General features: G+C 49.4%; 10 protein-coding genes. 4 read left to right on the top strand and 6 right to left on the bottom strand.

Annotated elements, in window-relative coordinates; genetic code table 11:
• Nucleotides 1–206: 206 nt before the first annotated feature.
• Together FD07_RS04300 and FD07_RS04295 are read left to right on the top strand one after the other, a co-directional pair.
• A complete protein-coding gene (locus tag FD07_RS04300; RefSeq protein ID WP_020088712.1) occupies nucleotides 207–1,139 on the top strand; it encodes a hypothetical protein in 933 nt (310 codons plus the stop codon).
• A gap of 9 nt (nucleotides 1,140–1,148) precedes the next feature.
• The gene (locus FD07_RS04295) at nucleotides 1,149–3,473 is read left to right on the top strand and encodes a CDP-glycerol glycerophosphotransferase family protein (protein ID WP_020088711.1); all 2,325 of its coding nucleotides are present in this window, start codon (nucleotides 1,149–1,151) and stop codon (nucleotides 3,471–3,473) included.
• Between the two features lie 158 nt (nucleotides 3,474–3,631).
• On the opposite strand, the gene FD07_RS04290 is transcribed toward FD07_RS04295, so the two are convergent.
• Together FD07_RS04290 and FD07_RS04285 are read right to left on the bottom strand one after the other, a co-directional pair.
• The gene (locus FD07_RS04290) at nucleotides 3,632–4,069 is read right to left on the bottom strand and encodes an Rrf2 family transcriptional regulator (RefSeq protein ID WP_020088710.1); all 438 of its coding nucleotides are present in this window, start codon (nucleotides 4,067–4,069) and stop codon (nucleotides 3,632–3,634) included.
• Between the two features lie 18 nt (nucleotides 4,070–4,087).
• Nucleotides 4,088–4,951 (bottom strand): NAD(P)H-binding protein, encoded by an 864-nt coding sequence (locus FD07_RS04285; protein ID WP_020088709.1) that lies wholly within the window; start codon nucleotides 4,949–4,951, stop codon nucleotides 4,088–4,090.
• A gap of 171 nt (nucleotides 4,952–5,122) precedes the next feature.
• Here FD07_RS04285 and FD07_RS04280 point away from each other — a divergent pair, with 171 nt between their 5' ends.
• Together FD07_RS04280 and FD07_RS04275 are read left to right on the top strand one after the other, a co-directional pair.
• Nucleotides 5,123–5,824, top strand: a complete 702-nt coding sequence (locus FD07_RS04280; protein ID WP_020088708.1) for an SDR family NAD(P)-dependent oxidoreductase — start codon at nucleotides 5,123–5,125, stop codon at nucleotides 5,822–5,824.
• A 239-nt stretch (nucleotides 5,825–6,063) separates the two neighbouring features.
• On the top strand, nucleotides 6,064–6,807 hold the full coding sequence (locus FD07_RS04275; RefSeq protein ID WP_020088707.1) for a sulfite exporter TauE/SafE family protein: 744 nt from the start codon (nucleotides 6,064–6,066) through the stop codon (nucleotides 6,805–6,807).
• 68 nt (nucleotides 6,808–6,875) lie between these two features.
• On the opposite strand, the gene FD07_RS04270 is transcribed toward FD07_RS04275, so the two are convergent.
• The 4 genes from FD07_RS04270 to FD07_RS04255 all read right to left on the bottom strand — a co-directional run bounded on the left by FD07_RS04270 (nucleotide 6,876) and on the right by FD07_RS04255 (nucleotide 15,429).
• A complete protein-coding gene (locus tag FD07_RS04270) occupies nucleotides 6,876–8,981 on the bottom strand; it encodes a collagen-binding domain-containing protein (protein ID WP_027825907.1) in 2,106 nt (701 codons plus the stop codon).
• A gap of 343 nt (nucleotides 8,982–9,324) precedes the next feature.
• Nucleotides 9,325–11,634, bottom strand: coding sequence for a MucBP domain-containing protein (locus FD07_RS04265; RefSeq protein WP_020088706.1), 2,310 nt, complete (start codon nucleotides 11,632–11,634; stop codon nucleotides 9,325–9,327).
• Between the two features lie 454 nt (nucleotides 11,635–12,088).
• On the bottom strand, nucleotides 12,089–14,317 hold the full coding sequence (locus tag FD07_RS04260) for a MucBP domain-containing protein (protein ID WP_020088705.1): 2,229 nt from the start codon (nucleotides 14,315–14,317) through the stop codon (nucleotides 12,089–12,091).
• Nucleotides 14,318–14,598: 281 nt separating this feature from the next.
• Nucleotides 14,599–15,429 (bottom strand): MucBP domain-containing protein, encoded by an 831-nt coding sequence (locus FD07_RS04255; RefSeq protein WP_020088704.1) that lies wholly within the window; start codon nucleotides 15,427–15,429, stop codon nucleotides 14,599–14,601.
• Between the last annotated feature and the right edge of the window lie 92 nt (nucleotides 15,430–15,521).

Raw genomic sequence — 15,521 nt, 5'->3', positions numbered from 1 at the left:
TACGGGTGGCTACTTGCGTATCTATATCGCCATCGAAATTTTCCTCCAACAAATTGATTTCTCCCTTAATCCACGATTTTATTAAAGTTTTTCCCCGTTTCAAAATAGTTGGTGCATTGGCCTGCTAAACTCCGTATAATAGGAACGTTATAGCTTTGTCACGTTTTCATAATTAGCTACATACCTCATCGGAGAAGGGAAAAATAATGCACGTATTTGTTAATATTGTGCCGCAAAACCAGTTAGACTGGGCGTGCTTAAGCACACTCGTAGGGGAGTTGACCAGTCAACACTTTGCGGACGCCTCTTTTAATCTGCAATTACCAGCAGATCAGGCCCTCACACCCGAACAACAAGACCAAGTTGTTGCCTGGGGGTTAACGGTCAATCAATTGCAACCGACTTTAACACCTCACAACTATCTCATTAATTTAAGAGAAACTGACCACGTCCTTCCAGGTGCCCTTCACCAGTGGGCGCAAGTCATGGCAAAACACACTGGCAGCCCAATTAGTCTGGCGGCTTTTGATTCATCAGAGGACTTGGATGCCCAGATCATGGCGTACGTTGCTGATCATCAAGAATCCGGTCTGCAACAAACCTACCGGCAAGTCGCCACGGCCAGCATCGACGACCCAGATGAACGGCTCCTCACCCTCTGGAGCCTTCAAAGTTACAGCGTTCAGACGAACCTGCAGAACATTCGGCAAATGACCCAACGCATCCGGCCAACGGGCATTCTATTACCAACTGAACTGTTGACACCAACTTTGCCACTCGTATCAGCTGCCCAAGCTTTTGCCGTCTTGCGTCAAGGTACGGATATCGTGCGTCTCCACGTCCCAACAATTCAACGCTCAATGTGGGCTGAAGCTACGCCTATCGCTTGGCTTGATGAACTGACACAGGTTGACACAGCCCAACTGGATGTTATGTGGCAACCTGCATACACGGACTACGTACAACACCAGCTTAATTTCTTGCTAACGACAGCCAGTCGTAAACAACTATCCAAGCAAGCACACACAACCCTAATGACACGTATCAAACAACTGATTATTGGGCCTACCCATCGTTGGTCTCGCCTTGGACTTTTACAACTGATATCGCCTCGTCTGGCACATCAGTTGTTCTACTAGGAGGCCCCCATGAAATTTAGCATAATCACGCCCTGCCAACCTGCAGAGCTATCTCAGTTACTAGAACTTCGCCAAAACCTGGTCAATCAAACCACGCATGATTTCGAATGGCTAATTGCCCTAAATACACCACTCGATTTAACCACCCCCGACTGGCAGCTGCCCTTTGCTGTACATCAAGTCAGCTTTGATGGCTCGACTCTTGGCGCTGCACGCAATGCCGCCATGGCCACTGCAGTCGGTGACTGGTTGGTCTTTGTCGATAGCGATGACTACCTGACAGCTAACGCTTTAGCTGAAGTTTCAGCTATCCAACCACTCTCTGCCGACACGCTGGCTGACCTGTATCAATACCCAACTTATGAACCTCATACGTCCTTCGTGGCGAGTCAAGAACAGGCACCCATCGCGGACAGTCTTCCTAAATGGGGCGGTCCTAAGCGGCGGCAGCTCAAGAATCGCGCCGTTAATCTGAATGAGGCGATGCTTAACCAACTTTCGTCTGATCAACAGCTGGCACCAGTCGCTGCTAATTGGCTACAGCACAAGTACGTTCGCTGCACCGGTGATGACCGGTGGGCCCAATTCAACCGCCAACTGAAAATCACTGGAAAGGTGATCGACCGCCGCTTGGTTCAAGATAATCAATTAGTGTTCGACACTTCCAATGCCCTTTACCCAGACTATGCTTTCCTGACGCAAGTTATGGCCCGGACTAGCAGCTATCTTCGCTTGGCCGACCCAACCTACATCCGGGTAAAGCACAACGATCCGATCAACCAGCCTTCTGTTCACCAACTTGAAGCACCTGACCGCTGGCAACAACGACTGGCGGCTTGGCACACCAGCTTGGCAAACATCAGCGACGAAGGCCTCCATCTGGCTTTTAGTCGCTATTGTCTGAACCGAATTCACCGGTACCTATACATGGCTTTAGCTACCGGGGCCACGGTCGATGACGATGACACGTCGACTATCTCTAACGTTCCACAGCTGATTACACAGCTTCATGATTTTCTACAACTGGTCGATGCGGAAGCGCTTGGTGAAATTTCAATGTTGAGTCGTCACATTCTCAACAAGATTCGGCGTCAACCGGTCTACCCACATCACGCCATCAACCGTATCGTACATTTACGCCAGTTGGGCCGTGTGATCAAGCATCGTGGACGCGGTATCACGCGCCTCTCCTACATGTGGTGGTTCACCAAGCTCCCAATTAAGCCCAAAACGATTCTCTACGAATCCTTCCTGGGTCGAAACTTCTCAGACAGTCCCAAGGCTGTTTATAACTACCTGCAAGCCAACTATCCTGGTCAGTTCAAACACGTTTGGATTTCCAATCCCGGTGTGACCGGTATGCCGGATAAGCGCCCCAACACAATCGTGGTAAAACGATTCGGCTGGCGGTACATGTATTACTTGGCTACCGCTAAGTTCCAGGTCATCAACATGCGCCAACCCAAGTGGTTCGTCAAACGACCCAGCACCAAGTTTCTGGCGACTTGGCATGGGACGCCACTAAAGCACTTAGTCTTTGATATGGATAACGTGGCCAGTGCCAATCCGCTCTACAAGCAGATTTTCTTCCAGCAGTCTCGTCAATGGGACTATCTGGTCACGGCCAATCAGTTCTCCGTGGATGTTTTCGAGCACGCCTTCATGTATCCGGTCGAAAAGATGCTGAAGTCCGGCTATCCACGTAACGATATTCTGAGTGCCCCGGACCGCGACGCCCGGGCCCGGCAGATCAAGGAACAGTTAGGCATTCCACAGGATAAGAAGATCATCCTTTACGCACCAACTTGGCGTGACGACGATTACTACGGTGTCGGTGATTACAAGTTTACCTTGAAGCTCGACATCAACCGTCTGCGTCGTGAACTGTGTGATGAGTACGTACTGGTCTTACGGACCCACTACTTCATCACGGAACACTTGGATACGACTGGTTTTGGTGACTTCGTGTACAACGAATCTAGTTACGACGACATCGCCGAACTCTACTTGATTTCAGATGTCCTGATTACTGACTACTCCAGCGTGTTCTTCGATTATGCCATCCTGAAGCGCCCCATTCTCTACTTCGTTTACGATTACGAGAAGTACGGGAGCGTCCTACGAGGCTTTTATCTCGATATGGAAAAAGATTTACCCGGTCCCCTGTTGAAGACCAACGACGATGTCTTGGCGGCGCTGCATAACCTGCCACAGGTCACTCGCGACTATGCGGCGGCCTACCAGACCTTCAGTCAGCGATTCAACGTTTGGGAAGATGGGCACGCCACCCAACGCGTGGTTGACGCCTTCTTCGATCAAGACGATTTAAAGTAAGCTTTCAGCAATTCCAAAACTCCCATGCCGGTAATTTCGCCAGCATGGGAGTTTTTGTGATCTATTCAATTCACTAATCATCGCGCTTTGAAACAGCTGACCCACTAGATACGGTTAGTCTCGCTATCCGTCAGCAAAACTGTTACTCTCAAAGTAAACTAAGATTGCGTTCTCTGCTGTTCCCGCTGCCGAATATCCGCAATCAGGCTAGCTAGTGTAATGGTGGCCATCTGAGTTTCAGCCGCTGTCTGCACCGTCGCATAGGCCTCGCGCAATGTTTCCTGGATATTGCCACCCACGATACACTGTGGATTGGTCTTATCATCGATGTGCAAGAGATGATCATTCGTTTCGACCGCTCGATAAATATCCAAGAGTGAAATATCCGCTGGATCACGCGTAATTTCCGGCGCGGCCGTTCCCCGTTGCGTCGCAAGTAAGCCCGCCGCTCGTAACGCAGCCATCAAACGCCGGACCAGTCCTGGATTGGATTCAACACTCTGAGCGATCGCCATGCTGGATAAATCATCGTCGTGATAGATTTCAACATACGCCAGAATATGCACGGCATCACTAAGTTTATGGGAATACCGCATGGTTCACGACCTCCTTGATTACTTCTCCACCGCCAAAGCCGTCGTTAAGAAGTCTGGTAGGCTCTGTGCGGGTTGGCCCATAATTTGACGGTAATCATCGGTCACCGTCGCCAACAGGCCACGCCCTCCGGCATCGTACATGGAAGCCAACATGTGACCTTCGCCACCTTCGTTGTACAGCGCCGCAAACTCACTGAGTGTGACCGGCGCATAGCCAATCGTTTCATCCGAAACGTTGCTGAGGACCTTGGCGAGCGCTGGCATCGTGTATGAACGCTCCTGGGTCAGTGTGTACATGGGTTGTCGCCACAGCGCTGGGGTAACAGCCACCTTGGCGAAGGCAGCTGCACTATCGGCCAAACTGATGAAGCTCAGTGACGCATCCCCCATGGGATAAATAACATTATGGCGTTCGATCAATTCCGGCAAGTAAGGTACCAATGGATCGGCGTATAGCGCATTGCGTAAAATAGTGTAACTCAAGTTCGTGCCTGCCAACCTGCGCGGGACATAGCCGTAAAATGCAGAGAGGTCAAACGGATTGTTCGTCTGATCGGCAATGAAGCCCATCACGATCAAATGCCCCACCCGTGCCTTTTCAGCCGCCGCAACTACGTTTTCAAATTCCGTCACGCGGCTAAAACTGTCGTGACTCTTGCTAGGAACATAAATAGCCACATCGGCAGCATCCAAGACGGTGGCCACCGTATCGGAATCGCGATAATCCAACGGCAGGACCGTCATCCCCTGGGCCGCAAACGTTGCGGCTTTTGCCGGCGTATGAACACCGAGCGTCATCTGCTGTGGCGCAACTAATTGGGCTAAGGCTTTAACAATTTGGGTACCCAAGTGACCGGCGGCACCTGTAACGACATATTTCATCATGAAGGACTCCTTTAGACTAGTTGTTACTTTAAAGATAACATCAAAACCTCTCCTCGTCCATCAACTCGCCTCAGATTTTGACAAATTGCACTGCTTATTCGCCACAAACGACTATAATAAAGTTAAGATACATTAACCTAAAAATAGTTTCGATGAGGAGTGAGTAACGTGGTTCAACAATTAGCTAATAAAGTTGCAATCGTCACTGGTGCCGGTTCTGGTAAGGGCCAAGCCATTGCCGAGTTATTTGCCAAACAAGGTGCCCAGGTCGTCGCTGCCGACAGTAACGCCGAAGCGCTGAATGCTGTGGTCGACGGCATCAATTCCGCTGGCGGAACTGCCATCGCAGCGGTCACCGACGTCACCAAAGACGCTGATGTTACGGCCATGGTCCAGCGCGCCGTTGACCAATTTGGCCACCTCGATATCTTGGTCAATAACGCCGGGATGCTCGATAAATTAGCACCCGCTGATACGCTGACCAACGAGCTGTGGGACAGAGTCATGACGGTCAACACGACCAGCGTGATGTTGGCCACGCGTGAAGCCCTCAAGCGATTCACCGCCCAAGACGCCGGGGTCATCCTCAACATTGCCGCGGTTGAAGGCGATACCAGCGACCGGGCCAGTGCGGCCTACGCTGCCTCCAAGCACGCGGTAGTCGGCCTGACAAAGAATACGGCCTTCATGTATCAAAACGCTGGGATTCGAACCAACGCCATCGCTCCCGGCAGTAAAGACGCCGAATCCCCACTGGGCATCACGGTTCCTACCACACCTAGCGGTAACAAGATCGCCCAAACGGCACTGTTCCTATGTTCCGATGCCGCTAGCTACGTCAACGGCGTCATCGTCCCAGTGAAATTCTAACTTTCAACCGAAATCAAAACTGGCATCGTAACGCAACAGATCATGTTGCGTCGCGATGCCAGTTCTTGCTTCTATCCCCAATTGCTTTAACCATGCGCCACGCCAATTTACCTGAGATACCGTCCAAGGCCGTCCCCACACCATCGGAGCCTGGCCATAACGGAATAAATTGACGTCATCTCACCCGACTTGTACACTGGAAAGCAGTTGCTTTAACGGGTAAGGAGATGCGTCATGCTATGACATGGTTAATTTTACTAATCACAGGATTCTTAGTTGGGCTACTGGTTATCTCAACCGGTGGCGGTGGGGCAGCCATTTATCTTGGCCTGCTCACGACCGTCTTTCATTTAGCTCCCGGTTCGGCAGCGGCCACCTCACTGTTCACAGCGTTTCCATCCCTCCTAGTCGGCGCTTATGGGCATTACCGCACCGGTCAGATCCATTTTAAGGTCGGCAATCAAATGCTGATTGCGGCCATTCCGGCAACTATCGTGGGTGCCCTGATTTCCCCCGACATCCCAATCAAGCTGTACACTTGGCTGGTTGCCATTATCTTATTCTTACTGGGAGTCCAGATCCTAGTCAAACGGTTCAGTCATCGCCAGAGCAAGCCCGTCCACCATCAGGGCCTGCAAGCCGCCTGTTACGGCGTGCTCAGTGGCCTGATGGTCGGCGTTGCCGGTCTATCCGGTGGTGGCCCAATCATTGCCGGCCTGCTGGTTCTCGGTCTCGATATGATCCCAGCCGCAGCTACCTCGGCCTACGTGTTAGTTGGGACGACCCTGATTGGCCTGATCTTCCACATGTCGGCTAACAACGTCAACTGGAGCATCGGTGTTAGTCTGATGATTGGCGCAATGCTGGGAGCCTTCTGTGCGCCCCGCCTCCTGATGCACGCGGACCCGCAGAAGCTAAACGCCTACCTCAAGCCCTTTATGGGCGTACTGATCATCTTCATGGCCTTAAAAATGGTCTTCTAAAACTTAACCTAATCACGACTAAAAACGCCAACCAGCGAACGCTGATTGACGTTTTTTAATCCTTAAATTTAGTCGCGACGCTTCTTAATCATGACGGCGCCCAACGTTCCCAACAGACTAGCTAAGAGTGCTGTCCCAACGGCTGGTGCCCAGTTATTCTGGGCTTCACCCGTTTGTGGCAAGCCACCCAAGTCGGCTAGGATTCGGTTCTTCAGTGCCTGAAGCTGAGCAACTCGTTGTGCATTGCCTTGAGCCTTAGCCGCTACAATGGCTTGGTCGACCCGCTGTAACAGAGCTTCTTCACTCGCATGCGCAGCGGCTGGTGTCTCTGCTTCATCGGCAATCAAATCGTCCCAGTAGTCCTCGACCACTTCATCCTCGGCGTAGTTTGGATGCTCATGTTCATAGGTCAGGTCCTCTTCGCCTTCCTCGCCCTCTTCACCAGGTTCTTCGGTATCGGGGTCAACAATGTTAGGTTCCTCAGTTCCTGGCGTTTCGGTATTTGGTTCCTCAACGTCTGGTCCTTCAATGTTTGGCAATTCCACATCGATACCGGGGTGAATTGGCTTTTCAAATTCTTCCTCTTCGTTATCGCCGTTACCTTGCAGATCCCACCGGTGAGTTTCCGCCTTAACGATGACCTTGTCGGCAATGATGTTCCCATCAATGTTTTGGTTGGCGACAATCGTTGCGGACGGTGCCAACATACTGCCTTGGAATGCTGCATTGACGTTAATTTCACCACCGTACTGCTTGTCACTAGCGGTGCTGTCGTAGAAGTTCCACAGCAAGTGATTGTCCCCAAAGTCTTCTGTTTCGTGATTGTTCCGGTCACTACCATCGCTGTAGACGATCTTGATCTGCGAGTTGATATCATAATCTGCCTGGCCACCCGTGTCCACGTTAATGATCACGGTGTTCCCATCAGCGTCCGGTGATAAGCCCTTGATGGTCAGTGGCCGATCCTTTTGCAAAACATCTGGCGACAGGTTGATGACGATTTGACCGTTGGCATTTGGCGTCATATCACTGATGTCGATGACCCGGTTATTTTCATCCGCAAAGTCACCGTTGCTATAGCTAACCTCGCTAGCCTTATTTGCCAGGGATTCGTTCAACGTCTTCAGCTTAGCAAATTCAGCATCAAAGTCGATATACGTCTGGCCATTCTGGTCTTGGTAAACTTCATCCGCCAAGAGGTGATCGATGTAGACACCGTTGACCATTGGTCGGTTGGGATTGCTGATATCAATGTTGATACCTTCCCCAAAGACCACTTTATTTTCACGGGTATTACCTTTAGAAACAAAGGAACTACCAGCAATATTGGTAAAGTTCTGTATGTAGGAAATATCCTTGTCGAGTAATTCTTCAATCACATTCGTCCCGAAGTTCACATTTCCAATCAGGTTTTGAACGGCAACGTTCCCGTTGGTATGGGCGTTCAATTCAGCTTCTCGGGCAAAAATATGGAAGACGGAAGAGACTCCTAACAGGTTATCCAAATCTGGATAGTCATCGTAGACGGTGCCACCGGCTTGAATTTCGGCTTCTGACAAAGGTTCAAGCGCCGTGGTCGTAGCTGGCAGATACTTGTCTTGGGCCTTTTCAACCAAAGCATTGACCTTTTCACGTAGTTTGGCATTAGCTAAAGCCGTCGAAAGACGCTCCTGAGAGGTCATCAGGCGTTTGTTAATGTCTGCTGCATTCGCCTTGTGCGCCATTTTATAAAGATTCTTTTTAGACGTTCTTACTTTCTTTGTAGGCTTATTGTTAGACTTTGAGGTCCCGGAAGCATTGTTGTCTCCCTGATGTTGACCATCAGTCTCAGTGGTCGTCTCAGCCGTAGAGACCCGTGTGCTTTCTGACTGGTTCTGCTTCGACCCACCATTATCGCTAGTGCTGTTGCCACTAGTACTAATGCTCGTGCTTTCGCTGCTACTGTTACTGCCGCTATTAGTACTACTATTACTATTACTATTACCACTGACACCACTACTGCTACTCTCAGCAGACCCCACGATGCTAGAAGAGACTGAGCTACTGCTACTCTCGGTTGCCGAAGCGTTGACCGTCACCATGCCGCCACCCCCAATGGCAAGCATCACTGCGCAGGCGAAGACCCACTTACGACCGTCTTTATACATCTTAAAATGCGTTCGTTTCGTTTCCATATCGACAAAATCCCTACCTTTCACTATAAGACTCCATCCCTATTTTCGTCCTCTCCGGGGGAACATTCAACGTTATTTTGAAATTATTTTTTAATTTAACAAATTAACTCTTATGTAGTTTAACTAGATAATATTATCGTCAGATTGTTAGTTCATCGAACCAGCCATACAGCATGGTTTCACAAAATTAACGGTTCTTTTGAAATTTTGTGAGACCAAATCACCATTTTTTACATTGGTATTAATAGTGGGCAAGCTAAAACGGCCCCGACCGTTGGTTGTCGGAGCCGTTGGCTAACTATACTTTAAAAAGCTAAGTCTTTAATCACACTGCCGCCCAAAGCTAGTGCCGCCGCTTGCGATTTAAGGCAAAACCGGTCAGTGCCCCACCGAGTAGTAGGGCTAAGCCAGCCCACGGTGACATGGTAGCCTCGTCGGTCTGTGGCAAGGTAGCCGCCGCATCCGTAGCCACCTGTTGCTGAGTAGCTCGCTGAGTCGTTGCCGTTGTGGCCTTTGCATTCAGCTTCACCGCTTCAGCACGTTTGCTCGTCGACTTCTGAGCTTGCTTACCAGGGGCAATCCGATCAGCATCCCCACCAGTCACGGCATCACCTGCGTCATCAACTACTGGCGTGTCAGGATCAATAAGGTCCCCATCGCCCCCCGTGCTCACAGCCTGATAGGTGAAAGTGACGGTCTGCCCTGCCGCGGTGTAGGTGCCACTTGCGGCGTCGTTACCGACCAATTGATAACCCGGCAACTTCTGGGCGTTGATGGTAAAGGCGTCGCCAACATTGCCAGATTGTTGCGTCTGACTGATGACCTTCCCATCCTGATCGACATTGACGATAGTGACGGTTCCGGTGGTAACGCCCGGATCTGGTGTCCCTGGATTACCAGGATCGACTGGCTTTTCATTTTCAATCTTGAAGGTAATGTAGGCACTGTACCCCCACAACGCGCCATAACTCTGGTTAATGATGTGGACGGTATAGGTTCCGTCTGGCACATCATCCTTCGCGGTAAACATCAGCGCTACCTTGTTGCCAGAAATGCGTTGAACGCTGAACCAATCCGTGGCATCTTCAGCGGTGGTGGCCCAAGCCGCAATATCTTCGGTTGGCAGATTAGGGTCAAGGTCGCCATACGCAATGGTCACGCCACTAGCCAATGCGGCCGTCCAGGTTCCTTCGTTATCATCAATCTGGCCGGTACTCATATCCTGAAATCCAGTGATCACCCCGGTGACTGGGTCAAACGTCCGGTTGTCGGCACTGATCTTGTGAGTATTACCGATGAGGCGTTGGTAGACACCATAGTTCACTGTTGGCTGACCATTTTCGCCAAGGACCTGAATAACCCCATTGCTCAATCGGTTAAACATGTAGGACATTTCGCCACGATACCCGCTCAGATCTGGTAATTCTCCAGTTAATTGATTATAGGAAACGTCTAGTGTCGTCATTGACGGCCACTTGCCAACATCAGGAAAGGCACCACTCAGTTGATTATGACTGACGTCGACAGACCAGAGATCAGGTAACGCGCTCAGGTCAGGAATACTTCCGGTCAATTTATTATCATTTAAATCCAGCATGGTTAGCTTCGTATAGCGACTAAAGTCGGGAATATTACCGGTTAGATAACTATTCCGTAAGTGGATAAATTTCAGGGCTAAGTTATTGCCAAAGTAGGTGTCCATAATAGACGACAAGTCGTGATTTTCGGCATCATCAACTAAATGGAAACTGATATAAGAAAGGTTTGGTAATATTGAAAAGTCAATGAGGTTTGCTACCGAAATATTCATGTGCATGAAGTTTAATGATACGTTGTTCACAAAATACTCGATACCTGTGAAGTCGGTAATTGTCCCTACACCCGCCATATCGTCCAATGATTTCAGATGATCGACGTACTGGTACAAATTATCCTCTGTCACAACATAATAGGGAATATTAGTCCCAGCGTAGTGTGGCACCCCCATATTCAGGCGCTTAATAATTAAATCCCGTAATGCCGCATCCGGAAGCCATTCACTCGCATTCACACCATCAATCGGTGACACCGTAGCTCGCGCGCCCATACGCATTGGTTGCTGTGCTGGAATTTCAGGCGTCACAACCTCATTTGGCGTCGTCGGTGGCGTCGGTGTTTCATTCGCTGGATCGGTTGCTGGATCAGTTACTGGATCAGTTACTGGATCAGTTACAGACGTCTCGACATCTGATTCTATTGCATCTGGTTGCGGATCAGTATCCCCCTCAGGTGCGACATCCGGATCGTTGACTTCTTCCGAGTTAGTCGCCTCAGGCATTGTTGGTTCCTGAGGATCATCCGCAGTTGGGACCGACGTGGGTGGTGTTTCTGGCACTTCTGGCTCCACCACTGACGGTGTATCCACCTTTTCTGCCGCTTCATCTACTACCGTTGTCGGTGTTGTCTGCAACGTGACTTCTTTAGCCGGCGCTGACTGTTCCCCAGTTGTCGCTTCAGTGGTAGCCGGTGCAACATTTTCATCCGCTTGCGCCGTTTCGGTGGCCCCCATCAGGCCCAATCCTAGCGTCACGGCGGTAATGCTGGCGACTACCCAGTGCTTGCCTGCCTTGTAGCTCTTGTAATGAACTTTTGCGTCACTAGCCAATTTATTCATGGGTCTTCCTCCTCAACGTTTACACGTTCGTCAGCTTTATTGTCGGTCAAGCGTTTTGTAACAGATTTATTAAGATGGATAAATACTCTACACCCACATTGTAACCGATTTCACGAAACTAAGATAGGTTACTTCCTGACCGTTTTCTATGTATAGATGTTAGTTGCGCTAACTATCTGCGATTATTGACTTCAGTAAAGCGATATACCCGTGAGCGCCATGCCACTCTGTTTTACGGTTAGAGTCTTTCCTCCGCCGTAACTTTTAGGGGATAAATCATTTTATTATTATCGTTATTCATAGATTTAGCGAACCCCCTTACCTAATTTGTCGTTTCCTGACCCATTTGCCGTTAAAGTTTATCAAAAGTATCCGTCTTCCTCAGCCCGTACGACACGTAAAAACCGCCGCACCACTTTTCGTCGTGTGACGGTTCGCTAGTAATTAACACAAATTATTTCATCTTTCGTTTAATCCCCAGTAGACTGTACAGCGTCGTCAACAGGACGATTCCCCAGAGAGCTGAGGTCTGTCGCTCACCGGTCTGCGGCAACTCGGCGACTGCATCGTCGCTACCACTTGCAGGGCTGGCCGCGCTTAAAGGACTAATGCTCCCCGTAATCGGATTTGGTGTGGGTTGTGGATCAGCCTGACTCTCAACCAAGTTGCCCAAGCCATCTTGATTAATCACATCGTTCTCCGGATGGACCAGGTCACCAGACCCACCACCTGAAATCACGGTGTCCCCAGTATCCGTATCGCCATCCCCAGGAGCAGTCGGCGCGGGCTGACCAGTTGTCCCACCATCACCGTCAGTCCCAGATTCAACGGCTTCATAAATATAAGTGACTGCCGTATCCCTATCCCCAAACTTACCGCTAGCATTGGCCGGCATGACCACCAGCTTATAACCGGCAGGCGTGGCTGGCTGAGTCGTGTAGTTTTCACTAGGCTTGCCCGTTAGTACTTGATCCGCAGCGACCTGCTGACCAGCCGCCGTCTGGTGATGAACCGTTACGGTCGTCTGTTTCGCAGGTTCTGTGGGTGGCACTGTTGGTGGCGTTGTGGGTTCCGTTGGCGGCGTCACCAATGGTGGTTTGACAGGATTACTCTTCTTGGCGTAAACGTAAAAGACGTCGGTAGGTTTTTCGCCGTATTTACCAGTCGCATTCGCCGGTGCTTTTTGTAGGGTGTACCCTTCAATTTCCTTCGCCGTGGTCGTGTAGTCCTCGCCAATTAGCCTTTCTGGTAAGACCTCGTCGTCAGCAATAGATTTACCAGATTCATCTTGAAAATGAACCGTGACGCTGGCGGCAGGCGTAGAAATCGCATAAGGCTGAATGACATGAAAATCCGATATATCTGCGGTTGGTTTTGACTTTCCTGTCAGATAATAATAATCTTTCTGAACATCAATTGTCACATCCATATTGGGGAATTCTGGAAGCGAATTTGCCCCCGGCTTCTGTTCCTGAATATTTGAATAGTTGATCCCGCCATTACCATCCGGCATAGGATTACCACCCGTGTAATATACCCGGTAAGTAAAGTGTTGATTGAAAAATACTGGCTCCGCAATAAATTTCCCAGCTTGTAGCGGCATAACTTGTCCATCAATACCAAAACACTGAATTTTCAAATGACCCGTTTTATCATTTCCATTAATCATGATCGGATCAAGCATCAAGAATTGTCCCTTACTGGCAAACGACTTATAGCCTTTCCCCTTTAATGGCGAAAAATCTCGAATATGATTATAAACCAGGTCCATATTCGTCACGTTCTCTAGATCAGAAAGTGGCGTCACATCTTCAATTCGATTATGACTAAGATTTACGACCTTTAACTTTTTCAAACTACGCAGTACTGATATATCTACAATATCGCCAAAAAATGCACCCGGTTCTATATTAAGCGAGGCTCCCATTTCAAGATCCTCTAAATTAGTTGCATACTGTAACCCCTCCAAAGAAAACTCAGTCTTACCATCAATATACGTGTCAATGCCATTTTCACCGGTGGCTTCCAACGTATTCAGAAGTACCATATCTTCTTGTGTAATATCCGCTACACTATTCCATTCTTTACTATTATCCAGCTTTCTTAAGTGAATCAAAACCAACTTTTGTAGCGTCTTATTAGGCATCCACTGATCAATGGTGCCTGTGTCCTTAGTTGCCTTGAGCGTCTTAGCTTTCGTAACGTCACTCTTATCTCGTGCAAGCCTAGGCAACTTGTCACTCGTCCTCAGCTCAGTCCTTACAGGGGCTTCAGTCGTTGTCGCCGCCTGAAGCGGTTGAACAGTCGCGTCACCTTCTTCCTTGTGTGTTATCTTCCCACCGGATGACGCGGCATCACCAACTAAAATTGGCTCGGCCACCGACTCCCCTACGATTGGCGTTGATACGCCTGATTCTTCTATTACTGCTGGAGCTTGCTGATCCTCTTGATTTTCCGAATACTTGGCGGCCGTCGTTGAAGCGACCTCCTGATTCAAAACCGTAGGCGCTTTCATTTTAACGTTTGATTCTAGCATCTCGTGCGTTGCCCCCTGCTCATCTGCCTGGGCTGTCACACCACTGAGCGCAAACAACAGGGTGCCACTCACAATTCCGGCGATCACCCACGTCTTCCCCTTTTTGTACATCTTGTAATGCTCTTTTGTCTGCATGTGCTGGTTCATCACTCATCTCTCCTCTAATAAGCCAAGTATCGATTCGTTTGAAAACTTGATATGAAACGGGAACTGTTCATTCAAAATACCGTTTCCAACACAAATTAGTATAGTAAACCCAACTACACCATAGGCTCTTTGCTTAAAATACAAAGCTAATGCTTCCGCTTGTGAATTTTCACAAAGTGATCCCTAATGAAATTCATTAGTGCACGTTAAAATTGGGCAAAATATAATTTTTCAAATAAAAAAGCCAGCCATTTCTGACTAGCTCTACGCTATACCTACGCCTATTCTTCCTGATCTTTCCGGCGCCGCCGATAGGCCAAGAAAAACCAAAACCCAATGATCACACCACCGATGAGCCACCAGGAAAACAGTGACTGCCAGATGTAATGCTTGTGAAATGCTGTATGTTTTGGCGTCACCACCTTAGCTGCAGCACCACCATGATGTTGAGCCTCGGCTGTCTGCTTCCGCCTGGAAACTTGCCGTTGGGATACTGACGACGGTCGGACTACTTTAGCTACCGAGTGACCGCGGCTAGCTCGTGTAGCAGGCTTCACTGTGGCACGCCTAGCAGGTTGTCGTGGCACCGCATGAATGGGATGACGCCGCTCTTTAACCGGTGGCAAGTCACTACCGATTGTCGCTGCCCCTGAGGTCACAACGGTTCCCTCATCACTATCAGGAACTGCACTATCGGGAACTGTCTCAGTTTGGTAAACGTACGTCACCGTTTGTGGCTGCTCCAAGAATACGCCCTTGATATTTCGAGGAACATCATAGAACATATATCCCTCAACCGTCACTGCCACTGCTTTGTATGGTTCGCCAACGTTCCCATGAAGGATCACATTCGTGTGAAGTCCCTTTCCCTGCTGATCCACGTAACACACAGTAACGGTCGCTTTCGTCGTGTGAGCAGTCCCCGGTAGCGTTGGCTTTTCCGGCAATTCTGGCTGTGAATTTGACGACTGGGGTAACGTTGGTGGCGTCTGGTCAGCATAAGCAATATGCTCGTCAACGGCCAGCACGCTGGCAACCAACACCAAGGCTATAATCGATAACCATAATTTAGCAGAAATATACAAATTCTTTAACGAACTCAATTCTTGCAAAATACTCCCCCTCCAGCACGTTACCTACCTCTCAGCCGCAACAACGATGATCCTGAGTTTACGTTACATTCTTGATTATACCCACGTTTCGT

Source organism: Levilactobacillus parabrevis ATCC 53295, assembly GCF_001434055.1.
Classification (GTDB): Bacteria; Bacillota; Bacilli; order Lactobacillales; family Lactobacillaceae; genus Levilactobacillus; species Levilactobacillus parabrevis.
This window is presented reverse-complemented; position numbering and strand designations above follow the sequence as displayed.

Excerpts from the sequence above, each read along its gene's own strand:
- FD07_RS04295 (WP_020088711.1), top strand. The coding sequence starts at position 1,149 with ATGAAATTTAGCATAATCACGCCCTGCCAACCTGCAGAGCTATCTCAG.
- FD07_RS04290 (WP_020088710.1), bottom strand. The coding sequence starts at position 4,069 with ATGCGGTATTCCCATAAACTTAGTGATGCCGTGCATATTCTGGCGTAT.
- FD07_RS04300 (WP_020088712.1), top strand. The coding sequence starts at position 207 with ATGCACGTATTTGTTAATATTGTGCCGCAAAACCAGTTAGACTGGGCG.
- FD07_RS04260 (WP_020088705.1), bottom strand. The coding sequence starts at position 14,317 with ATGAACCAGCACATGCAGACAAAAGAGCATTACAAGATGTACAAAAAG.
- FD07_RS04285 (WP_020088709.1), bottom strand. The coding sequence starts at position 4,951 with ATGAAATATGTCGTTACAGGTGCCGCCGGTCACTTGGGTACCCAAATT.
- FD07_RS04275 (WP_020088707.1), top strand. The coding sequence starts at position 6,064 with ATGACATGGTTAATTTTACTAATCACAGGATTCTTAGTTGGGCTACTG.
- FD07_RS04270 (WP_027825907.1), bottom strand. The coding sequence starts at position 8,981 with ATGGAAACGAAACGAACGCATTTTAAGATGTATAAAGACGGTCGTAAG.
- FD07_RS04265 (WP_020088706.1), bottom strand. The coding sequence starts at position 11,634 with ATGAATAAATTGGCTAGTGACGCAAAAGTTCATTACAAGAGCTACAAG.